Raw genomic sequence first — 23,673 nt, forward strand, 5'->3', positions numbered from 1 at the left:
CTTTATTCTGTCGGTCCTTATTGACTGGGCGTACTACATCCACATCGCCCACTTCTGTGAGTCACTTTATGACATAAAATGTCAAAAGGCGATTACTTTTATTGTTCTCGTTGTTTCAAATCATTTCGTAATATGAGGTTTATCCTAATCCAACGCCGTTAAACTGCTCTGCTTTAGCAAATTCCTCTAAAATCAACTCAGTAAATAGCTTACCCGCACGCCCTAGGGGCCGCTCAAGCGTCGACACTAATTGGGGGATAAAGGTATAACGACTGCCACCGACAAAGTCGACCTCCACCAACTCACCGCTCAAAAGTTCCTCTTGCACTAAAAAGTCTGGCAGCCAGCCAAAGCCGAGTCCTTTTAATAACGCATTCTTTTTCATAATAAAACCAGAAAGATAAAACACTTTATCGCCGCCGAATTGCAGCTCATCTCGATAAGTTTTATTGGGAGAGGAATCTTCGATAGTCAATTCAACGTGCTGCTGTAACTCGGATAAACTGATTTTGTTTAATTGCGCCAACGGATGTGACGCGCTAGTCACCAGCACGCTAGTAATCGCTGGCAGCGGCTGTGGGTGATAATAGGGGCCGGTGCGATAGTCTTTAACCAACATCAGATCCGCATTATCACGTTCGAATCTATGCTGCACACCGCCCAAAAACTCCATATTAAGCTGAATTTTTGTCGGGATTTGATGCTCAGCCATTCGTTTCAGCGCCGTCATAATCGGCTCCATCGGCAAGGCGCCATCGATCACTAACTCAAGTTTTGGCTCCCAACCTTCACTAAAACGACTGGCTAGATGTTCAATATTGGCAAGGTGTTGCAGCAATCTTTGACCTTCAGCCAAGATCACCCGCCCTTCACTTGTCAACTCTGCTCGGTATTGGTCACGGCTAAAAAGCTGCACACCTAAATGTTCCTCTAGCTTTTTAACCTGATAGCTCACCGCCGATTGCGCCTTATGCAAACGCTCGGCAGCCTTAGCAAAACTACCCTCTTCCACCAGCACTTGCAGCACATTAAAAGCATCAATATCGATGCGCATGGGGACTCCTTAGCCGAATAAAAATGTCACGCAATCGCTACGAAGCGTAAAGTAGTTAATACCATCTATTTTTTAGATTGAGATGACAGATTTATTATTCTTTTTTTTGTTCATCTAAGCAACTAAATTGATAAGAAGATCACAGTAATGCAACTTGCAACATAACAATAAGCGCTGTAGGCACAGCTCACAGCGCATAAAACTCAAGGATCCACCATGCCATTTTATGTGAAACAAGGCCAAGTACCCCATAAGCGCCATATCGCATTTGAGAAGGAAAACGGCGAGCTATACCGTGAGGAGCTGTTTTCAACCCATGGTTTTTCCAATATTTACTCGAATAAATATCACCACAATATGCCGACGAAGGCATTGGAAGTCGCGCCCTACCACCTCGGTCACGGTGCCCAATGGGAAGATTCATTAGTCCAAAACTATAAACTGGATTCGCGCACAGCCGATCGTGAAGGCAACTTCTTTAGCGCCCGCAACAAAATCTTTTATAACAATGATGTGGCACTTTACACCGCAAAAGTCACCCAAGACACGCCGGAGTTTTACCGTAATGCCTACGCCGATGAAGTAGTGTTTGTACACGAAGGTGAAGGCACGCTCTACAGTGAATATGGCACCCTAGAGATTAAAAAATGGGACTACTTAGTGATCCCACGCGGCACTACGCATCAGCTCAAATTTAACGATTACAACAATGTACGTTTATTCGTGATTGAAGCCTTTTCAATGGTGGAAGTGCCTAAGCATTTCCGTAATGAATACGGCCAGTTACTTGAATCAGCACCCTACTGTGAACGCGATCTACGCACGCCCGTATTGCAAGATGCCTTAGTTGAGCGCGGCGCCTTCCCGCTGGTATGTAAATTTGGTGATAAGTACCAACTGACCACCTTAGAGTGGCATCCCTTTGACCTTGTAGGTTGGGACGGCTGTGTTTACCCCTGGGCATTTAACATCACAGAATACGCGCCTAAAGTTGGCAAAATTCACTTGCCGCCGTCAGATCACTTAGTGTTTACCGCCCATAACTTTGTGGTGTGTAACTTTGTGCCGCGCCCCTATGACTTCCATGAGCGCGCCATTCCCGCGCCTTACTACCACAACAACATCGATAGTGACGAAGTACTGTACTACGTCGATGGCGACTTTATGAGCCGCACCGGGATTGAAGCTGGCTACATTACCCTACACCAAAAAGGCGTAGCGCACGGCCCGCAGCCCGGCCGCACCGAAGCCTCGATTGGCAAAAAAGAAACCTATGAATATGCAGTGATGGTGGACACCTTCGCCCCACTGAAACTAACCGAACATGTGCAAAATTGCATGAGTAAAGACTACAACCGCTCCTGGCTAGAAAACTAAATCTGCTCGGCAGAACTAGTGAAGGGTTTATTAACTAAGCAACTAGCCGTAAGTCACCACCGCAAACAAGGCAAAAAGAGTGACTGCGTGTTGAATTAATCAAGAGGAACAGATCATGGCAAGCGAACTCAATCCACTGGGCTTATTAGGTATCGAATTTACCGAATTCGCCAGCCCCGACAGCGATTTTATGCACAAAGTGTTTATCGATTTTGGTTTTTCATTGCTGAAAAAAGCCAAGAATAAAGATATTTTGTACTATAAACAAAATGATATTAACTTCCTGCTCAATAAGGAGCGCGAAGGGTTTTCGGCAAAATTTGCCAAATCCCACGGTCCTGCTATTTGCTCTATGGGCTGGCGTGTGGAAGATGCCAGCTTTGCTCACCGCGTAGCGGTGGAGCGCGGCGCCAAAGCGGCCGATGATTCGGCTAAAGATCTGCCCTATCCGGCGATTTATGGTATTGGCGATAGCTTAATTTATTTTATCGACACCTTTGGTGCCGACAACAATATCTATGCCACTGACTTTGAAGACTTAAGCGAGCAAGTCATCACCCAAGAGAAAGGCTTTATCGAAGTCGATCACTTAACCAATAACGTCTATAAAGGCACAATGGAGCATTGGGCGAACTTCTACAAAAACATCTTTGGTTTTACCGAAGTACGTTACTTCGACATCAGCGGCGTACAAACCGCACTGGTGTCCTACGCCCTGCGTTCACCCGATGGCAGTTTCTGTATTCCGATTAACGAAGGTAAAGGCAACGATAAGAACCAAATCGATGAATACCTGAAGGAATACAATGGTCCAGGTGTACAACACTTAGCCTTTAGAAGCCGCGATATCGTTAAATCTCTGGATGCAATGGAAGGTAGCTCGATTCAATGCTTGGATATTATTCCCGAATATTACGACACCATTTTCGATAAAGTCCCGCAAGTGACCGAAAACCGTGAACGTATCAAGCATCACCAAATTCTGGTGGACGGTGACGAATCAGGCTATTTATTGCAGATCTTCACTAAGAACCTGTTCGGCCCAATCTTTATCGAAATCATTCAACGTAAGAACAACTTAGGTTTTGGTGAAGGTAACTTTACTGCCCTGTTCCAATCGATTGAACGCGATCAAATGCGCCGCGGCGTACTGTAACAACAGTGAGCGAGATAGATTGAATGATGCCGCTCGCTTTACTGCGAGCGGCATTTTTATCGCTAAGCTTTTTAACCGCAAACATAGGTTAGGTTTATGCCGTCTGCTGCGCGAGTTGAGAATCCTCATGTAACTCGGCAAATAAATAGACCAAACATAAACTGTTTAACGGCATGACGGGGTTAGTCCAAATCATTCGGCTGTGGCGCCCAGCATCGCCGAAAATCTCGAGCAATAAATCCGAAGCGCCATCGAGTGCTTTAGGATGTTCAAAGCAAGATTGATGAACATTTAGCACCCCTTCTAAGCGGTAAATTTGTTTTATTCGCGACAGCTCACCACAAGCCTGTTTCAATTGCGCGATGGCATTTAGGGTAGCAAGACGACAGGCCGCGTAACCTTCAGCAACAGTATGATCTGCGCCCAATTGTCCTTGATACTTAAGCTTCCCCTGTAAATAGGGAAACTGACCCGAAGTCATTAATTGGCTACCAACAATTGAATAAGGTTCGTAATTTCCAAGCGCCGCTGCAACTTCAGGTAATTCAAGCCCAGCAGCCACTAACCGTGATTCGGGAGTGTTCATCATAATGTCACCTCCTGAGATGTGACATTCGAAGGATTAAGCAGCGGAGCTAACCACGTCGTCAAATGCGAAGGATTGGCTTCCAGCCAGTTCGCAGCGGCCTCATCTTCCGTCATTCCTTGTCGATTAACAGCATAATCGAGTTCTGCAACAATTTGATTCGATAACACTATGCTATCAAGCACTTGAATTTGTGTAGGCGAGAAATTAATCGCTAACTCGCGTTCACGGGCGAGCAAAACCGCTTTATCTTTTCCCCCGAGTAACCCTTTTGAGTCCTGAAGATCACGAATACCATATTGATGGTGTAAAAATTGCGGATGCCACAATGGCACAATGACCCAGTCCCGTACTGACACTGCCGATTCAAATGCCGCCACACAATCGGCCTGAGTACCCGTTCTAAACTGATAACCTGCCGCAGCTAATCCATATTGCGCCATGATATTTTTAGAAAAACGGGTGATACCTGCACCTTCACCAATACCTTGAATAATCGGCCGCATCCGTTGTTTTACCTCAGGTTTAAGCAAGTCTTCGATGCGTGAAACTGCATCTTCAGGCACATAATCTGGTACACCCCAAAGTGCGTAAGGCTCATAATGTAGCCCTAATTCACGCGTTGCGGCTTGAGTCTCAACCTCCTGCCGATACACGCCATGACTGTGAGGTAACCAAGCCGAGCAAAGCAAATCTATCTGCCCAAGCTTGAGCCGATTAAAATTGGCCTCATGCAGGGCATAACTTAGCTCAACTTGTTTGCCCATCCGTCGCATTACTTGGGCAACAACTGCCGCCGTTACCCGATGAAAGCTTAAATCCGTTACACCTAAACGAATTGGCATTGTGTGATGATGGGCATGTTGGTCATTACATAATTGTTTTTGTTGAAGATCATCGATTAAGTTCATTACTATCGCTCCAAGGGAAAACAAGCTAGATGAGGCAACACCCCACGGTTATCAATTGTGCTATCGTGCGAGATCGACTTGCGACATTTAGGCTGATCCCTCAGGCAAAATTGCCAGTCTTTCCATCGCGACACCCACGATGGCGTTATCTCTTGCATAGGGAAAAATCATTTCCACCGTAATGCCATTGGGATCTTCAATAAATAATTGATGCTCTCCAATCTCTGGGACAATTCGCTCCCTAAATGGGCATTGTTGTCGGCATAGATGCTGCTGCATTTGGGCCAAATTCGTCCCCCGAAAAGAAAGGTGATCAAGCCGACCCGAACCAAACAGTGCACTGCTCTCGCCCAAATAAGCATCTAACGCTCGACTCCCAACTTCCACTAAATGCAAAATAGGTTTCTCTTGCGCATAAAGCCAATGACCAGGAAAACCAAACCGTGGCCGCCAACCTTGCGTTAACCCAAGGATGACTTGATAAAACTGAACCGTTTCAGCCAATATCGGGGTACGGATCGTAAAGTGGTCTAATCCAACAATATTCATGTGATTTACTCCTGGTTTTAAGCGTTAGTTACCCGGAACACCGGCAGCTAATGGCTTAAAGCGGAAGATATAATAAGGTGGACGATTTTCTGCTTTGCCATTGTTTAATGCAGCGGACAGCGGCAGTTGGGCAGCGCCAGTATACAGGTAGCCCTCTTTGCCAAAGCTCACACCATCAGGCCATACCATGCGATCGTCATGCACATAGGTTTGATATTGGCGACCCGTGGCAGGGATAATGCCGATAGCGCGCTCACCCACATCGGTTAGATAAAGATTATCTGCTGAATCAATGCTTAACCCGCCGTTATTTGGCTTATCCGCGTATTCTTCAACCTTGGCGGATAGCGCCTTCGGGCTGAGATCCGGGTTAAGTAGATCTGCCATCGCGACACGATAGACTTTGTCCTTATTCATCGGCGCAAAATAAAGCCAATGTTGGGCATTGTCTAAGGCAATACCATCGGCGCCAACAAACACGTCAATACGCTTTGGATTGGCACTGGTACTATCAATAATCAGCGGTCGCTTCAGATCAGGCATCACGCTAGTATCCCCCTGTAATACACGCCGACTCTTACCCGTGGTTAAATCCACGACAACTAAGGCAGCCTTATCACCAACAGGACCCGTTGCAATACCTTCATCAGCAATCACAATCGCTTGATGACGGTTTGAAATAACAAAGTCATTGTGCTGCGATTCAGGAATAGACACAGGGAATGGCAACGGAATAATCCGGTCTAATTGATTTTTACGGGTATCCCATGCCACCAACTTAGGCTCAATTCGGGGTTCAGCTTGGCCAGAATCGAGCAACCATACTCGGTCCCGATCGTCGGTTCGCAAACCTAAAACCCAATTTAAACAAGTATTAGGATCTTTCGGTTTTCCTTGAGGATCATGACATTGTTGCCAATCTGAATTAGGAAATGGGTTTACTTTGCCATCTGCCAACAATTCACCAACCTTAACTTTAGGTTGATAAAAAGGGTGATAACTAAAGATAAGCCTATCGGTTGAGGTAAAACTAATGCCGCCAACAGCACCATCAAGCGTGGCATAAACCTCAGGTTGCGCCTGTGGTATTGCCGCTTGCTGAGCCATCAGGTTAGGTGAGATAAATGCTTGGCTTGTTAACATGACGAGCGAAGCAATAATGGGGTGATAAGAATTAAATTTCATAAGCTAGCTCCTATTTTGAACCCGCTAATACAGTCAAGTTTGCTTCAGCTAGGCGATGTTGCCATAGATAAAAACCCACTAAGGCGGGACTAGCATTGGCGTCAATCGGTAACTTCGCAACATCCAAGGCATGCACTGTCCATACATATCGGTGTTCACGTCCCTTAGGTGGGCAAGGGCCAAAAAATCCTGGCTTACCTAAATCCGTATTGGCCTCAATCGCCTCAGCGGGTAATGTTCCTCCATTTACCCCACCTTCCAATTGATTGATTTGTGATGGAATGTTGTAAACCACTCGATGCCAGAAACCACTACCAGTGGGGGCATCTTTATCATAAAAAGTGACCGCAAAACTTTGAGTACCTTTTGGGGCGTGTTCCCAGGTTAACTTTGGAGCCAGATTGGCACCCGAACAACCAAATTGATTCCAATAATAATCGGCCGGAATAGAGGCATTAGGTGTTAAATTACTCTGCAAGCTAAACGTTGTAGCGCTATCTAATGAAGTCGTTTTAATGGGTTTATCTTGCGCACTCATGCTTGCCGGACTTAATAACATAGCACTGGTTATAAGAGACAATTGAAACAAATAAGCAGTAGAAAATCCTTGTATCATCGTATTCACTCACTATAGAAATAGAATTGTGAACAAGCATAACCTGAGTTCTTAGTTTGATAAGTCACGCTTCATTGATATTAGTTTCAAAAATTATTAGATAATCTCTTAAGGTATTTTTTAATTGAATAAGTTATGTTGCATTTTAATCACTAAATCACATCAACATAATTTACCGTATCTCGCTGCCATAAAACTGCAATGACACTTAATATGACCTTTAATGCTTAGGCTGCTTTCTATTCAAAAAATGAGGAAAAATCCATGTATCAGCCTTGGTTTCCACTTAAGACTCCGCTAAAGCCCTATCCATTAGTACATTGCCAACTAGATAATCTTTCATTAACACTTAGTTGGCAGCAAGACTCTGTGACCATGACAATCCATTTCGATACCATTGCGGGATTACAGGTAGTTGATGAATCAAGCTATCAGACTTATTTGAGTCATGTTGGTAATCGTAATATTACCTTTCCGTTAGATGAAGACCTAAACATCAGCGCAAAAAGCAGTGAATATTTTAGGTTGCCATGGCCGATATGGAAGTCGGTAAAAAATACCCGGCTTGATTGTTATGGTGAGCTAGGCAAACACATTTACACTCAGTTATACAGTTATTATATTGTTAGCCAAGAATGCGTATATTTAATTGATACAGAATGCGAACCTGAAGTTACACAATTGCTCATTTAAACATAATTGATTATTTTAAAAGCACTGTTTTAAAAGTCTTATATCAATATCAGCCTAATTGGGTTCACGGTTAATCACATGTAAAAACGCGAGCATAGCCTGCTCATCTTTAAACGATACGATTACAAGAGACTTGTTTACAGGAAATCCTATTTAAACAAGCCATAACCGTTCTTTTCGTAAATTGGACTACTAGCTCTTGGTAATCATCCTGATGGCTTACTCCTCCCTCATTCGAAACAGAGAGTTAGCGGTAAGTAACCCCATTCAGCCATAGAAAAAGAAACATCATCCTGTCTACGTTGGCTAACTTAAGCATTTTCATTACACTAGCGTTCCAGTTAATTTCATATAGACCGCTTAGACCATGCCAGACTTTGCCTTACTCGCTGTTTTTATTCCGACGTTCTTTTTTGTTTCTATCACCCCGGGTATGTGTATGACACTCGCCATGACACTCGGGATGAGCATTGGTGTGCGCCGCACCCTGTGGATGATGCTCGGCGAGCTTGTGGGAGTTGCCTTGGTCGCTACAGCGGCAGTCATGGGCGTAGCTAGCATCATGCTTAATTATCCTGAGGTTTTTCAGGTGTTTAAATTGGTTGGCGGCATTTACTTAGGCTATATCGGTGTGCAGATGTGGCGTGCTCGAGGCAAGATGGCGATGCTCAGAGATGATGACACTAATCCAAGAGCCAGTAACTTTACCTTAATTTCACAGGGTTTTATTACCGCCATTGCCAACCCTAAGGGTTGGGCGTTTATGGTGTCACTCCTACCGCCCTTTATTAATGCAGAACGGGAAGTCGCGCCGCAGCTCCTTGCTCTACTGAGTATTATAATGGTGACAGAGTTTACTTCTATGTTGGCCTACGCTAGTGGTGGCAAAAGTTTGCGGATCTTTTTAAGTCGCGGCGATAACATTCGTTGGCTAAATCGTATCGCCGGCAGCCTAATGATTGGTGTTGGGATCTGGTTAGCGATGAGCTAATCAAACATGCCGTCTTGAGTCATATGTGCTTAGCACATCACTTTTTGTATAGCATCATTCGCGTCGCGCCAACGGATTTGTTGACACGACGCTTTAGGTTTATGGTGGCTATTGGCCCTTTTTATAGGGCAATACCTCACGCATCTGCTGCATATACACTTCCATTTGCGCAGCTTCCTCCTCGGTAAAATGCGCAATCGCCCGCTTAAATTCAGGATGGGCAATATTGTGGTAGGAATAGAGCGCCACAGGCTCGAACCCACGCAGTACTTTATGTTCGCCCTGCGCGCCTGCATCAAATAGATCAATGCCATGGGCGATGCAATATTCGATGCCCTGATAATAACAGGCCTCAAAGTGCAATCCCTCAAGCTCGACAATACTGCCCCAGTAACGGCCAAACAGGCACGTCTGCCCTTGCTCGTTGCGGCCCGTAAAATACAGCGCGACCGCAACCATCTGCCCTTTGGCATCACTCACCACCAACAGCACAATCTGCTCGGCCAAACGCTCGGCGATCATGTTAAAAAATGTCGGGGTTAAGTAGCCGCGATGGCCGGATCGTTTAAGGTAGGTTAGTTGATAACATTCAATAAAATGCTGCCATTGCTGACTGCTAATCTCCGCTCCCGCAACAAACTCATATTGCAAACCATAGGGCTGTAATTGGGCGCGCTCCTTAAGGATATTTTTGCGCTTACGGGAGGTGAGCGCCGCTAAAAAGGCTGCAAAATCTGCATAGCCACGGTTATGCCAATGAAACTGAGTGCTTAGACGCCGAAGGGCGGTGTGATTCGATGCCTCAGTAAATAGTGCTTGCTGCGAAGACGAGACAAATAAACTATGCCAAGAGGACATAGGCGTATCCGCATTCGCATTCGCTAATTGCCCATTTAAACAAGACAATACGACGAGACTTAGCAGCTTGATTTCCGCGGTTGAAAGCGTAGGCGACAGCCCCATCCGCCGCCCCTGCACTGGGGTAAACGGGATGGCATTTAATAATTTAGGATAATATTCAAGGCCATGACGCTCATAGGCCTGCGCCCACGCCCAATCAAACACATATTCGCCATAGGAGTGGGATTTTTGATAAAGCGGCATCAATGCCAGCAGCGGTAAAGCCATAAAATCTGCGGCATCTTTTGGACTAATGATTACAGTATCAGGCGCTAATTCTTGTGCAAACTCACTGCCGGTGGCGTCGAAAACACACAGATGATGTGGACGCCACCCCGTGGCGGCGCAGGCAGACAAACTCTCCTCTAAGCTCAGTAAATAGGCATGTCGGACAAAGGGATTATCCCTCCCCATCAAGCTATCCCAATTATCGGCAGCGATACTCTGCGCCGCGCTGGCAAAAGCGAAAATGAGTTGTCTCATGAGTTGAATTCTTATCCGTTAAACACACTAAGCCAAGATCCAAGGTTGCAATTAAGCCTAATTCTCGGCACATTGCATAGTCATAATGAAAATAAATTCAGGATTGAATATGCGCCGCGCAGTACCTTTTAGACCTCTAATTCTCGCCATCGCCATGGCACTGCCTTTATTGTCTTCGCCCACTCTCCATGCTGAAGAGCCTTCGATTTTCAGCCAAATGGCCACGGCACAACCCGTATGGGCAAAACATGGCATGGTCGCCAGCCAAGAAACCTTGGCCAGTCGCACAGGGGTTGAAATCTTGAAACAAGGCGGTAATGCCGTCGATGCTGCGGTGGCGGTGGCATTCAGTTTAGCGGTTACCTTACCCCGTGCAGGCAATATTGGCGGCGGTGGCTTTATGCTCGTTCATCTGGCCAAAGAAAATAAAACTATCGCTATCGATTATCGGGAAATGGCGCCATCAAAGGCAAAAAAAGACATTTTCCTCGATGAGAATGGCGATGCGGTGACTAAATTAAGCCGTGAACATGGCCTTGCTGTCGGTGTACCTGGCACCGTAATGGGCATGAGTTTAGCCCTTGAAAAATATGGCACTATGACCATGGCACAGGTCACCGCACCCGCCATCAAAATGGCACAAGAAGGGATTAGCGTTAGCCCAGATTTGGCGGTATCCCTTGCAGGCTTAAAGCGCCGCATGAGTCAATGGCCAAGCACAGCAGCCATCTTCTATAAGGCCGACGGTAGCGACTTCCAAGTGGATGATATTTTAAAGCAGCCAGAACTCGCCCACTCCCTGCAACTCATCGCCGAGAAAGGCATCAAAGGGTTCTACGAAGGTGAAACCGCAGAAAAGCTGGTTAAGGCCGTGCAAGAAGCTGGCGGTATCATGACCTTAGAAGATCTAAAACACTACAAGGCGGTTGAGCGCGAACCAGTGCGTGGCCAATACCGAGGATATGAGGTGGTTTCGATGCCACCGCCATCTTCAGGTGGTGTGCATATTATTGAAATGCTTAATGTGTTGCAGCAATTCCCTATCGATAAATTCGGTCACAATACGGCGCAAACTATCCATGTGATGGCTGAAACCATGAAGCATGCCTACGCCGATCGCAGCGAATACTTAGGCGATCCCGATTTTTATAAAGTGCCCGTCAAGCAACTAACGGATAAGGACTACGCCCAAAAAATTGCCAGCCAAATTGCCCTGAACAAAACAACGCCAAGCGAAGAAATCAAACCCGGTAACCTAGCGCCCTATGAGAGTGACCAAACCACGCACTTCTCGGTGGTCGATAAATGGGGCAATGCGGTGTCCAACACTTACACCTTAAACTTCAGCTACGGCTCGGGCTTAGTCGCCAAAGGCACGGGGATTTTGCTCAATAACGAAATGGATGATTTTTCCGCAAAACCAGGCACCCCTAACGGTTATGGCTTAGTCGGTGGCGATGCCAACGCGGTAGAAGGTAACAAGCGTCCATTAAGTTCAATGAGCCCCACCATAGTGATGAAAGACGGCAAACCCTTCTTAGTAACGGGCAGCCCAGGCGGTTCACGCATCATTACCACCACGCTGCAAATCATTATGAACGTAATTGACCACGGCTTAAACATTGCCGAAGCCAGCAATGCTGCGCGGGTACATCACCAATGGCTCCCCGATGAACTGCGGGTCGAGACCAGCCTGAACCGCGATACCATTTCATTACTCGAAGCCAAAGGCCATAAGGTGAGTGTGCAATCGGCCATGGGTAGCACTCAATCCATTATGGTGACAGACCAAGGGATATTTGGCGCCACCGATCCCCGTCATTCAGGTAGCGAAGCCGTCGGTTACTAATCGCTGATTGGCATACAAGTGATATGTAAAAAGGCAAGGAAGCCATGGATTGGAGCGATAAGGCTAAGCGCAAAGCTGCTGGATATTGAGCATTCAAGCTAAGCCGCGATAATGACTCTCAGCAAGAGTCAAGCAAACGACAAAAGCAGATTATTACTAGCAAATGTCAGGCTTTACTTTCGCTAATCTCCTATCACTTAGTGATGTGAATGCCGTGTCGTAATAGACACGGCATTTACAGCTCTAACTTACAGGAATGATTATTTAAAAGTTATAGCTTAGGTTTAACTCAATATTCCGTGGTTCACCGAAGAAACCTTGGTTGTAAAAATCAATGCTGGAGTAATATTTTTTATCAAATAAGTTAATGATATTTAGTTGAACTTTAGCATCGTCTGTCAGTTGATAGCTTGTCATCAGATTGACTAGATAATAGCTATCTTGCTCGGAACGCTCGCCATTGGGACCTGCGTCATCTTTGTAAATTCTACTCTGCCAGCTTAAGTTACCACCGACTGTCAGATCCGCGAGTGCACCATCAAAGTGATAAAGCGAGGATAAACGAATCAGATCCTTCGGTAAATGAGTGCTAAAGGCTGCCCCGTCTTGATCTTCAGATGTACTATGGGTATAGCTGAAAAACAGATCCCAATCTTCTACTGGTCTACCGTTCAACTCAACTTCATAACCTTGGTTACTGGTTCCGTCCACTCCACGCATTGGATAGCTACCATCTGGTAGAGGTGTGGGATAATTTGGGTCACGTTCTGCCACATTTTCCTTTTGCACTTTAAATACGGCAATACTGGCGGTCAGTTTCTCATCGAAGAAATCGCCTTTCGCACCTAGTTCTATATTATTTCCGGTCATGGGATCTAAGCGCTTATTGTTCGCGTCTTTTGCATCCTGTGGCTGGAAAATTTCGGTATAACTGGTGTAAATCGAGATGCTATCGTTCAGGTTGTATATAAGGCCCGCGTAGGGCGTAAAAACATCGCTATTGTTGTAGTCAGCCGCCGCGTTTGATTCAAACTTATATTGGCTAATGCGGCCACCCAGTAACAACATCCATTGATCATGTAAATTAATTTGGGTCGCGAGATAGGCCCCTTTTTGAATTTCCTCACCTTCTTGATAGATTGGCGTCGACGGATAATTAGGTTCGGCAACTGAGCCATTCCATTCAAAGAAGTTACCAATACTTATGCTATTCAATGGGTAATAGGAATCTGCGGTTGTGTCTTGCTTAGAATACAATAAACCCGCAGTCAATTTATGCTCGCGGCCAAAGAGCTCAAATGGCCCTGAGGCAAATAGTCGTGCTGCATCTTGTTTACGGGTCGATTGATAGATCATCGCCGATGCCCCCATTCCTAACCCTGTCGTTTTATCCGGCGCGCCATAAAGATAAAGCAAGTGTCCGTCCATCTCATCTTCACGATGTTCGACGTCAAATTTAAGGTCCCAATTATTATCAAAATCATGTTCAAGCGTGGCAAAGACATTCGCGCCATTACGTTGCCAACTCGACCAAGAGGCTGCGGTTGTGGTCGATCGAGGTAGATCATTGGCCAAACTGCCATCAGCATAAAATAGAGGAAGACCACCCCAAGTTGAGCCTTTTGGGTCACGGTCACTGTAATCAGCACCTAGGGTAAATAAGGTACTGTCACTGAGTTTTGCCGTGATCACGCCATAAACTTGGAGGTTTTCATCTTTGGCAAGATCAATATAACTATCTGATTTCTCATAGGCAGCGGCAAAACGAGCCTGCACAGCACCACTATCCGTCACATCAACAGAGGCATCGCCTTCAACGCGGTAGCTATCCCATGAACCGACTTTTGCGCTGACATAGCCGCCAGGTGTCGCTTTAGGACGTTTGCGGATAAGGTTAATTGCCGCCGATGGTTCACCCGCTCCTGTTAAGAGTCCCGTTGCTCCGCGGACCACTTCGACGCGGTCAAATAATATAGTGTCAGTTGAGGCGTCATTAAAGAAACTCGAATAGTTAACGGGCACACCATCAAACTGGAAATTAGTAATCGGATTACCGCGAGAGCTAAAGAAATAGCGGTTGGTTTCAGCTTTTTGAGCATAAATGCCAGGGGTTAAAAACATTAAGTCCGCAACACTATTAAGTGAGAAACTTTGAATAAACTCTTGATCGATAATGGTAACGGATTGTGGCGTTTCCCGCAGAGTTAAAGGTAACCCGGTTGCCGTTGCGGCCTTATCTAAACGACTTCCCTTGATACTGATGACCTCAATATTAGTCGCGGACTTGTCTTCACTTGCGTAGGTGCTTGGTGCGAATAAAAAACTCGCAATGAGTGTAGCTAACAGCGTTTTTTGCATCATGATTCCCCATCATTGTTGTTTGAGAGATGCATTTTAATTGAAAATAATTATCAATACACAAAATGATAACAATTCTCATTACATTTACACTCAAAATTTGTAAAAATGTTGGGGGCATCACATGCTCAAGGCGGGCCTCAATGTTGGTTTATGTTGCATGGCTAGCTAGATCGCCATCTAGATCTTATTCGATACCCTCTGTTTTCGGGCCTTTAGGATTCACTCAGCAATAGATGAAACTCACCTATTGCTTACCGCCATGCGTTCAATCCTTATGAATAAGATTGACTTAGCATTAACTCACTCTATATTATCCAGCTCTAACATATGAATTAAAAAGGAATTTATTGTGTCAATGTTCTTGCTGATTTTGCTGTTGCTCTTCGCTAGCATGATGTTTTTCGGCATATTGAGTTATTCACTCGGTCGCAAAAAAACGACAAATCCTAAGCTCACAGGGATGCTAGGCGCGATACTGGGATTATTCCCGTTATTAGGCGTTATTTTCTTGATTGTCTTAGTGCTAAAAGCTGATATTACAACCCCGAGCATCCCCCTGGAATAGTCACAAGCTCTAGTTAATACAGTTAACTGATCAGGATTTATTCCAACAGTTAATTTAGAGCGAAAATATTATCGCAATGAGTTGTTTCGCCAGAAGAACTCTTCAAGAGACAGTTGAATTTGTGTTGGTTTCAACTGTCATTTCGGATGTTAATCTTAAAGAAGAAACTGATTCCCTTTGGGATAAAAGCGCGTTAGATTTTTTACTCTAATTAATTGGTTTTGGATTAATATTTGTAAGGCGATTATTGAACGTTAGTATTAAACCCGATAAACAAGTCATCCATTTTCGTTGCATGAACTTAAGCGAATGATCTCCAAAAACTCATTTGGTCAAAACTCACAGCAGACTGAGCAGCTCAAAACAGTAGAAGCGATCACTCATAGACAGCAGAAGCGATCAATTGTGCCAGTACCAATTAATGGTGGCGCTGCACCAAGTTGCGCACATTGCTGTTAAAGACTGCCCACTTCTACCTGTCACGACTGCCCTGAGCGCTGGCAAAATTGCCTAGTTTCAGGCAAGAAAGAGCCCTCTATAGATTGGGGCGAATATACAACTCTATTTTGAATGTCCACTCTATCTCCCCGGCCAGTAAATACCTTGCCGAACAGAAGGCAGAGCATGAGAAGGCGCAGGAAATCAGCAAACAGACTGAGCATGGGCTGGCTACCTGACTCCAGAGAAAACAAAACCCACACTCGTGGGCTTTGTTGTCTATTACTCTATACTAGGCTATTCATCAATATATACTTAAAAGCAATCAAAATAACTATTTGAAAAGAAGATAAAACCGTATATAAACCAAATCGTTTTAGCTTAAGTTTTTTCCAGCAAATAAATACAGCGGAAATGCAGCCAAGGTGCCAAAAACATAAAACACGATATCTTCTAAGACTCCATTTCTATCCTAGCAACTTAGTCATTACCAACTCGACTGCACCATAACCATAAAGATCTGATTCTTCGAGGCCTTTTGTGTCATATGGGATTGATTCCTCCTTATCTAGCTTGCTTGGATCAGCATCAGAATAGATAACGCGCCAAGCTCGCCCAGTAAGCTCATCCTGTCTTATAAAAGTTGGCACCGGCCAATCTTTATGCGACCATGAAGGCATATCTCCCAGAATCAGCCACTCGCCATTAATCAACCCTAAGTCACCAATTCGAAGACATTTAATCGCATCAGTTGACCGCATTATCGAAATTTCTGTAAACGAAGGAATCGTTTCAAATTTCTTACCAAAGAAATAAGCAAGGATAATTTTTCCTTTTTTTGCCATGCGCGCAACAACGCCTACTGCAAACCCATTATTTCGAAGAGGAACCGCAAACAAAGATCCCTCACGATATGGTATAGACTTCATTATTTACCTCCCAAGTAAAGGCGAGCAGCATCCATGTACTCATCTATCTTTGGATTGCTTGGGCTGATCGGCCTGATTTTATTAACGATAAATCAAACGATAAATCAAACGATAAATCAGATAAATCAAGCCACCCATTTTAAATCAACAACATAATGCACTTTCAGTTTGCCTACAACTTGTAAAAGTTAACATTGTTAAAAAAGAACCATCAAAAGTTATAGGGACAGCATCTGAGGCAATAAATTGCGCTAATCCCTTAAAAAATCGGGCATTTCAGACGAGATAAATCATCCCAGTTCTTAGGGGATACTCAGCAAGGGTTACTTTCGAAGTTATATAAGTCGTTGTCAGTTGCAGCGCAAGTGCTGGCAGCTTGCCGCAAAGTGCCGTCGTCGCTTTTCGAGATGTTCGCAGTAATCGCTCAGTTCTTGCAGCGTGCCCACTGGCCCGTGAAATAGTTTGCCAAACTCGGTTGTCAGCTTGAGCCAATTGTCATGGGGGATATTTAATCTGTTCAGTATCTTGGCGCTACTTTCACTGATGCTTCCACGTTTATCATTGCGAATGATTCGGCCGGTATCATCCACCAATTGAAGGTAATCGGTTAAGGCAAACGCAATGCCATTGGGTTGGTTGTCGCACTCGTTGCCAATAAAAGGTAGTAGATTGCTCGGCTGCTCACCTTTTAACGCCGCACGAATGCGTAGTTGAATACTGGTATGGTCGGATTGTTCTGGCGTATCAGCCAGTTGTGCTCTAATGGGATTTAAATCCACATAAGTCATACAGGCTAATACTGCGGCTTCATCGAGTAGGGCTTGCGATTTGAACCGACCTTCCCAGAACCTGCCTGTGCAGTGATCTTCTTGATTTGCTTGCCTTGCAATCGGTTCATTCAAACAGCGCATAAACCATGAAATATCACACAAACGACTGCGATAAAGGGCGATTGAATGCTTTAATCTGTTCACCTCATGCGCTTCAACCAACTCACCTTTAGCGAATTTGTGCGTTAATTAATCGCCTTTAAACAACTTATGCCATTGCTCAAGCACTTCGCGGTCAGTCCAACGATTGGCACTGTCGATATCCACCCGCAGCACCAAATGCAGATGATTCGACATCACCGCAAACGCTGCCACATCAATAGCAAAAACCGCTTCAAGTTCAAATAATAATGACTCCACCCAAGCACGGCGATGGTCATAGTTTTTACCCGAGTAACTATCATCGCCACATAAAAAAGCCCGCCGAACAACGCGGCTACAGCAATGGTAATAGGGAGTGTCTTCAAGACTTATCTGAGTTCTACGAGGGCGCGGCATACAAACCTCCTTGTTTAATGCTTAACCAAAGCATAGTCGGAGGTTTACTACCGCGCTATTAAGGCTGGGTGTCCACTTTTATTAGCATTTTTCGGCATATTGAGTTATTCACTCGGTCGCAAAAAAACGACAAATCCTAAGCTCACAGGGATGCTAGGCGCGATACTTGGATTATTCCCGTTATTGGGCGTTATTTTTTTGATTGTCTTAGTGCTAAAAGCTGATATCACAACCCCGAGCATCCCCCTGGAATAGTCACAAGCTCTAGTTAATACAGTTAACTGTTTAGGATTTATTCCAACAGTTAATTTAGAGCGAAAATATTATCGTAATGAGTTGTTTCGCCAGAAGCACTCTTCAAGAGACAGTTGGATTTGTGTTGGTTTCAACTGTCATTTCGGATGTCGATTTTAAAGAAGATACTGACTCCCTTTGGGACAAAAATAAGTTAGGTTATTAACTCTAACTCGTCATTTTCGGATGAAAATTTCTAAGGGCTAACTTTCAATAAACATATAAACTGTTTGAAGACCAGGGTTCAATGGAATGCTCTTATTATTTAGAACATTTGTCCAGTTAGTAGCTACATGATAAAGAAAACCGAATAAATCTACACTTGAATTATCTGATAGTGTTATTGATATGTCTTTTCTCTCAACCATTTCGTGATTTTGCTGATTCTGCTCACCTGTAATTACAGCAAACATTGAGTTAGTAGTTGTTGCAGATGCCACCAATGATGCCTTAGAGCTTAACCCGAAGTGTTTTGACGAGTTTGCTATATCTCTGCACTCTGGGAAATATTTCAATAAATTCATTTCATTGTGAAATGCATTCTTGTCAGCATCAGAGGTTATAGCTAGATATTTAATGCACCAGTCCCTGAGCGAATGTGCAGTAACACAAAAATTGCATAAGCTATCGTATTTTTCTTGGTCTTCTTGGGAAATCCAAGTTCTTCTTCCTTCACGCAATAGTTTAAAGAAAATATCTTGCGGCTCGTTGTATATTCCTATGACGCTCATTTTTTCCTCTTCGCTAACATTTTATTCGTGCGCATGCGCGTTTATCACGTTAGACCAGTAAAAATGCGCACAGTTAACTATCTATATGTAAAGAAGTTATCAGATTTTTTACAAATACACCATCCGGAAAAACGCGCACGGATGTTGCTCTCAAAACTAGCGTAAAACGATATGACTGTATATCTAACCAGGGTTCAGCTGTTATAGAGAAGCACTAAAGTGGAGGGCTAATAGATGAGATTTTGTAGGGTAACTCTTTCGTAAAGTCCAGAACGAACAAACGTGTGCTAACAAGCTTTGGGGCAAAAGCTTTTAGCCGGATAAACAGTTGTTATCTTGTTTTAACGGTTAAATGCAATGGCGGCTATTTCGGATTAGCCGCCATTATCTTATAAACCGATGAGTTTGGCGTGAAATCAGCGCCTTTCACCCTATGTTGTATTTTACCCATCGCTTTAATTAATCAAGCCCATTAAAAAGCACACTATTTTGCGGCGGTTAACTCAATAAAAGCGGCGGTGTACATTTTCAGATTCAGCATAAACTGTTTATGAGTAATAAATTCTTTCTCGGTGTGGCCAGTGTATTCCACGCCCGGCATGGCGGGGCCAAAACTTAAAGCGTTAGGAAATAATTTACTGTTGGTTGAGCCGCCAATGGCCACAGGTTTGGGTGATGCTATGCCAGTAAAGTGAGCAAATACATCGAGTAAGGTTTGCTGATGCGGTGCATCTTTCATCACCATAGGCTCGCCCCAATAACTTTCCACGTCGATGAGTGTCACTTGATGCTCAGTTTGCCATGTGTTCAGCGCGTCCTTGGCTTGGGCTGAGAGTAACTCAGGCGTTTTGCCCACTGGTCGACGTAAATTAATGGTGACTTCAGTCCCTTTACTCGTTTGCGCAACGACAGTGGGGACTAGCGTTAAAGCGCCCATAAAATCATCTTTATAGGCCAGTTCGCCAAACTGCTCTGCATAAATCCCCAACCCCACTAACTCATTCATGGCGGCGACAGTGAGTACCGCCGTGGTTTTAGGCCAAGTGTATGGCTGAAGTAGCGAGGCCAAATGCGTCACGGCATTCACCCCATCTTCTGGTGTTGAGGAATGGGCCGCCTTACCGTCGGCAAAAATATGCAAGTCGCACACGGCCTGCTCGCAAGTACGCTCGAATCGATACTTCATCCCCTGCTGCTTGGCAGCACTCGTTTGTAACTGTGCCAATAAGCTTGGGGTGATGGCATGAATTTGCGCCTCGGCTTGCTGTGGCACTTGGCTAGCAAAATAGCCGCCGGAAAATGCAGTTAGGCTCGGAACATTCGTTGCCGCGCCCTGCTCCTGCGTTGACTCGATATTCGGCACAGTAAAGCCTATCTTACTCCAACCCTTTTCGGCGGTGACGACTGGATACTCGGCATCTATAGTGATATTTATCTGCGCTGGGGTGTAATGGGCTAAAAAGGCTTTTAGTGGATCCCAATCGGACTCTTCGGCTAAATACACCAACAGCTCAATGCGTTTTTCCCGTTTGAGTTGTTTATCTTTGATGGCCTTCATCGCATACATGGCGGTGACAATCGCGCCTTTATCATCTTCGGTACCGCGACCTATCAGCTTGCCAGGTTCAGACTCGGTATCCAGCACATAGGGGCTCTTAGTCCAGAGGGCGGGATTGGCGGGCTGCACGTCGCCGTGGGTAACGATTCCTAATTTCTCAACCTGTGAGTGTTGGGCATCGATAGCATTGGCATCGAGGCCAATCAGCACCACATAACCGTGGTCGGCATAATCGAGCCCGAGTTTTTGGCTCAAGCTTTTTAAACTCGACTTAAAACCAATAAAGGCAGGGTTGGTATTGGGCGTTTGCCCCTCCACAGCTTGGGTATTAAAACTGATTAAATGCGCCAGACTCTTGACCATCTGCGTGTCATAGGTGCTCACCGCATAATCGGCCACCTTAAGCGCATCTTGGCTAATGCTAGTTGATGACGCTGCTGCTTGCGATGTCCACAGCGCAGCGGCTAATAGGGAATAAGAAAAACGACGACAGAGGCTCGTACAGTTAAACTGAAGCAATTCCATAGAGGTCCTATTTATTATTTGTATGATGAGGGACTTACATTCAAACGCACCAAAGTAATGGCTTTATCCTTTGCCGAATATTGCCTTAGTGCGGGGCTCAGTTTGCCATAGTTCTTCCGTTAAAAACCGCAGGCTAACCATTTGTTACAAACAAAACACAAAATCGATGGAACCCTTAGGCGAATACATGCTAAACAGTCAGCTTAAAATAAGCTTAATGGTTGTTAACACCATTAATCCGACAGAATAATAATCACCTAACGGGGAATTGACATGCAGGGACTAAGCCTAAAATCACAGGCCCTTAACGCGCGCACACTCAAACCACGCGCAATCACACTGACCTTTAGCGCTATCACGCTCGCCCTCGCCTTAAGCGGTTGCAGTGCACAGCATAGCGATGCTGCGGCGCAGGCGGCAGTCGCACCGAATGCCATGTCGGCACAGATCATCAGCCAAAATGCCAGCAACCCATTCTTTAAACCCTATGATACTTTTATGGAAATTCCGGCCTTCGATAAGATTAAGCCCGAGCACTTCCTCCCAGCATTTAAGGCGGGTATCGCTCAACAACACGAAGAAATCCAAGCGATTGTCGATAATAAAGACAAGCCGACCTTCGCCAACACCATTGAAGCGATGGAGTTTTCGGGCGATCTCGTGACCCGCGTATCCAACGTCTTCTTTAACTTAACTGGCGCGGATACCACTCCAGAGCTGCAAGCGATTTCCAAAGAAGTCTCGCCAATGTTATCGTCGGCCGAAGACGATATCTTATTGAACGATAAGCTGTTTCAACGCGTTAAAGCCGTTTATAACAGCAAAGACAGCCTAAAGCTCAACACGGCTCAGGCCAAATTACTGGAAGACACCTATAAATCGTTCACCCGTGGCGGTGCTAACCTCAGCGAGCAGGATAAAACCAAGCTGCGCGCCCTGAATGAAGAAATCGGCAAACTTAACTTAGCCTTTGGCGACAATCTGTTAGCCGAAACCAATGCCTTCGAGCTCGTGATTGATAAGCAAGCTGACTTGTCTGGTTTACCCGCCGATGTGATTGCCACCGCCGCCGAAACCGCGAAAAAACGTGGCCATGAAGGCAAATGGGTATTTACCACGTCACGCCCGTCTATCACGCCGTTTTTAACGTATGCCGATAATCGCGAACTACGCGAAAAACTCTATAAGGGTTATATCGAGCGTGGTAATAACAATAATGCCAATGATAACAAAGTCATTCTGGCAAAAATTGCCGCGCTACGTGCCGAACGTGCGCAGCTCATGGGCTATAAAACCCATGCGGATTTTGTGTTAGAAGATCGTACCGCCAAGACGCCTGAAAATGTCTACGGCTTACTCAATAAAGTTTGGCCAGCAGCCCTTGCCCAAGCCAAAGCTGAAGTTGCGGATATGCAGGCGTTAATCGATAGCCAAGGCGGCAAGTTTAAGCTGCAAGCTTGGGATTGGGATTACTATGCCGACAAAATCCGTGTCGCGAAGTACAGCTTTAATGAGCAGCAAACTCGCCCTTACTTCTCCCTCGACAGCACCCTAAAAGGCGTGTTCTACACAGCCAATCGCCTCTATGGTTTAACCTTTAAAGAACGTACCGACTTACCCAAATACAACCCCGAAGTGCGTACTTGGGAAGTGTATGATAAAGACGGCAAGCTTATGGCCATCTTTATGGGCGACTATTTTACCCGTGATAGCAAACGCGGCGGCGCTTGGATGAACTCGTTCCGCAAGCAATACCATATGAATGGTGTCGATTCTAAACCCATTATAGTCAACGTGTTGAACTACCCTCGCCCAGCGGGTAATGAACCTGCGTTGCTCACCTTCGATGAAGCCAGCACCCTGTTTCATGAGTTTGGCCATGCGCTGCACGGCATGTTATCCAATGTCGAATATCGCTCACAGGGCGGAACAGCAGTACCTCGCGACTATGTGGAGTTCCCTTCACAGGTCAACGAAAACTGGATGACTCAGCCCGAAGTGCTCGCGCAATTTGCTAAGCACTACAAAACCGGTGAAGTGATCCCGCAGGAACTGGTGAAAAAAATCCAAGCCGCCAGCAAGTTCAACCAAGGCTTTGCGACCGTTGAATATATGGCCGCCACAAAGCTCGATTTAGATTGGCACACCCTAACCGATACCACGCCTAAGGATGCCGCCAAGTTTGAGGCCGACTCGTTAGCTGCCATGGGATTGATTAATGAGATCAGCCCACGTTACCGCAGCACTTACTTCTCGCATATCTTCGCGGGCGGTTATTCAGCCGGTTACTACAGCTACCTCTGGTCGGATATTTTGGGCGCCGATGCCTTCGAAGCCTTTAAAGAAAATGGCATTTTCGATAAAGCGACCGCCGATGCCTTCCGTAACAACATCTTGTCTAAGGGTGGCAGTGACGACCCTATGTTGATGTATAAAAAATTTCGTGGAAAAGAGGCAGGAATCGAACCGTTGTTGCGTAGCCGCGGTTTACTTGCAGAGTAATCAACCTCCAGCACGGTAAATGCCATGCTGGCGTTTTACCAAGTATCTAATCAAAAACAAACGGGGAGCATATAGCTCCCCGTTTTAATTAC

General features: G+C 45.3%; 17 protein-coding genes and 1 pseudogene. 6 read left to right on the top strand and 12 right to left on the bottom strand.

Annotation, left to right across the window (positions count from 1 at the left end):
* Window positions 1-139: 139 nt before the first annotated feature.
* Window positions 140-1,054 (bottom strand): LysR family transcriptional regulator, encoded by a 915-nt coding sequence (locus JM642_RS11835; RefSeq protein WP_037417642.1) that lies wholly within the window; start codon window positions 1,052-1,054, stop codon window positions 140-142.
* A gap of 216 nt (window positions 1,055-1,270) precedes the next feature.
* On the opposite strand from JM642_RS11835, the gene JM642_RS11840 reads away from it, so the two are divergent.
* Both JM642_RS11840 and hppD read left to right on the top strand, forming a co-directional pair.
* Entirely contained in the window at window positions 1,271-2,431 is a 1,161-nt protein-coding gene (locus JM642_RS11840; RefSeq protein ID WP_203431854.1) for a homogentisate 1,2-dioxygenase, read from the top strand.
* A 115-nt stretch (window positions 2,432-2,546) separates the two neighbouring features.
* On the top strand, window positions 2,547-3,587 hold the full coding sequence (hppD, locus tag JM642_RS11845; protein ID WP_055647554.1) for a 4-hydroxyphenylpyruvate dioxygenase: 1,041 nt from the start codon (window positions 2,547-2,549) through the stop codon (window positions 3,585-3,587).
* 94 nt (window positions 3,588-3,681) lie between these two features.
* On the opposite strand, the gene JM642_RS11850 is transcribed toward hppD, so the two are convergent.
* The 5 genes from JM642_RS11850 to JM642_RS11870 form a co-directional block, all read right to left on the bottom strand.
* Complete coding sequence (locus tag JM642_RS11850; protein WP_037417633.1) at window positions 3,682-4,176, bottom strand: Atu1372/SO_1960 family protein; 495 nt, start codon at window positions 4,174-4,176, stop codon at window positions 3,682-3,684.
* On the bottom strand, window positions 4,173-5,084 hold the full coding sequence (locus tag JM642_RS11855) for a glycine betaine ABC transporter substrate-binding protein (RefSeq protein ID WP_203431855.1): 912 nt from the start codon (window positions 5,082-5,084) through the stop codon (window positions 4,173-4,175). The genes JM642_RS11850 and JM642_RS11855 overlap by 4 nt, the downstream gene beginning before the upstream one ends.
* Window positions 5,085-5,171: 87 nt before the next feature.
* The gene (locus tag JM642_RS11860) at window positions 5,172-5,633 is read right to left on the bottom strand and encodes a VOC family protein (RefSeq protein ID WP_203431856.1); all 462 of its coding nucleotides are present in this window, start codon (window positions 5,631-5,633) and stop codon (window positions 5,172-5,174) included.
* 24 nt (window positions 5,634-5,657) lie between these two features.
* Complete coding sequence (locus tag JM642_RS11865) at window positions 5,658-6,818, bottom strand: L-dopachrome tautomerase-related protein (protein WP_203431857.1); 1,161 nt, start codon at window positions 6,816-6,818, stop codon at window positions 5,658-5,660.
* 10 nt (window positions 6,819-6,828) lie between these two features.
* Window positions 6,829-7,356, bottom strand: a complete 528-nt coding sequence (locus tag JM642_RS11870) for a YbhB/YbcL family Raf kinase inhibitor-like protein (RefSeq protein ID WP_226770084.1) — start codon at window positions 7,354-7,356, stop codon at window positions 6,829-6,831.
* A gap of 342 nt (window positions 7,357-7,698) precedes the next feature.
* On the opposite strand from JM642_RS11870, the gene JM642_RS11875 reads away from it, so the two are divergent.
* Both JM642_RS11875 and JM642_RS11880 read left to right on the top strand, forming a co-directional pair.
* Window positions 7,699-8,127, top strand: a complete 429-nt coding sequence (locus JM642_RS11875; RefSeq protein ID WP_203431858.1) for a hypothetical protein — start codon at window positions 7,699-7,701, stop codon at window positions 8,125-8,127.
* Between the two features lie 367 nt (window positions 8,128-8,494).
* The gene (locus JM642_RS11880; protein WP_203431859.1) at window positions 8,495-9,118 is read left to right on the top strand and encodes a LysE family translocator; all 624 of its coding nucleotides are present in this window, start codon (window positions 8,495-8,497) and stop codon (window positions 9,116-9,118) included.
* A gap of 108 nt (window positions 9,119-9,226) precedes the next feature.
* On the opposite strand, the gene JM642_RS11885 is transcribed toward JM642_RS11880, so the two are convergent.
* Complete coding sequence (locus tag JM642_RS11885) at window positions 9,227-10,501, bottom strand: GNAT family N-acetyltransferase (protein WP_203431860.1); 1,275 nt, start codon at window positions 10,499-10,501, stop codon at window positions 9,227-9,229.
* A gap of 109 nt (window positions 10,502-10,610) precedes the next feature.
* Between JM642_RS11885 and ggt the strand changes: the two genes are divergently transcribed.
* A complete protein-coding gene (gene ggt, locus JM642_RS11890; protein WP_172587252.1) occupies window positions 10,611-12,350 on the top strand; it encodes a gamma-glutamyltransferase in 1,740 nt (579 codons plus the stop codon).
* 264 nt (window positions 12,351-12,614) lie between these two features.
* Here the strand turns inward: ggt and JM642_RS11895 are convergent, their stop codons facing one another.
* From JM642_RS11895 to JM642_RS11915, 5 genes and pseudogenes are all read right to left on the bottom strand, one after another.
* Window positions 12,615-14,708, bottom strand: a complete 2,094-nt coding sequence (locus JM642_RS11895) for a TonB-dependent siderophore receptor (RefSeq protein ID WP_203433803.1) — start codon at window positions 14,706-14,708, stop codon at window positions 12,615-12,617.
* Window positions 14,709-16,181: 1,473 nt separating this feature from the next.
* Window positions 16,182-16,643, bottom strand: coding sequence for an Imm26 family immunity protein (locus tag JM642_RS11900; protein WP_037431474.1), 462 nt, complete (start codon window positions 16,641-16,643; stop codon window positions 16,182-16,184).
* Between the two features lie 350 nt (window positions 16,644-16,993).
* A pseudogene (locus JM642_RS11905) lies at window positions 16,994-17,971 on the bottom strand (transposase).
* 497 nt (window positions 17,972-18,468) lie between these two features.
* The gene (locus JM642_RS11910) at window positions 18,469-18,996 is read right to left on the bottom strand and encodes a hypothetical protein (RefSeq protein ID WP_203431861.1); all 528 of its coding nucleotides are present in this window, start codon (window positions 18,994-18,996) and stop codon (window positions 18,469-18,471) included.
* Window positions 18,997-19,480: 484 nt separating this feature from the next.
* Window positions 19,481-21,079 (bottom strand): dipeptidase, encoded by a 1,599-nt coding sequence (locus JM642_RS11915; protein WP_203431862.1) that lies wholly within the window; start codon window positions 21,077-21,079, stop codon window positions 19,481-19,483.
* A gap of 273 nt (window positions 21,080-21,352) precedes the next feature.
* Here JM642_RS11915 and JM642_RS11920 point away from each other — a divergent pair, with 273 nt between their 5' ends.
* Window positions 21,353-23,581 carry a M3 family metallopeptidase gene (locus JM642_RS11920; RefSeq protein WP_203431863.1) on the top strand — a complete coding sequence of 743 codons (2,229 nt, stop codon included), beginning with the start codon at window positions 21,353-21,355 and terminating at the stop codon, window positions 23,579-23,581.
* Window positions 23,582-23,673: the final 92 nt, after the last annotated feature.

Source organism: Shewanella sp. LZH-2, from assembly GCF_016859145.1.
GTDB classification, from domain to species: domain Bacteria; phylum Pseudomonadota; class Gammaproteobacteria; order Enterobacterales; family Shewanellaceae; genus Shewanella; species Shewanella xiamenensis.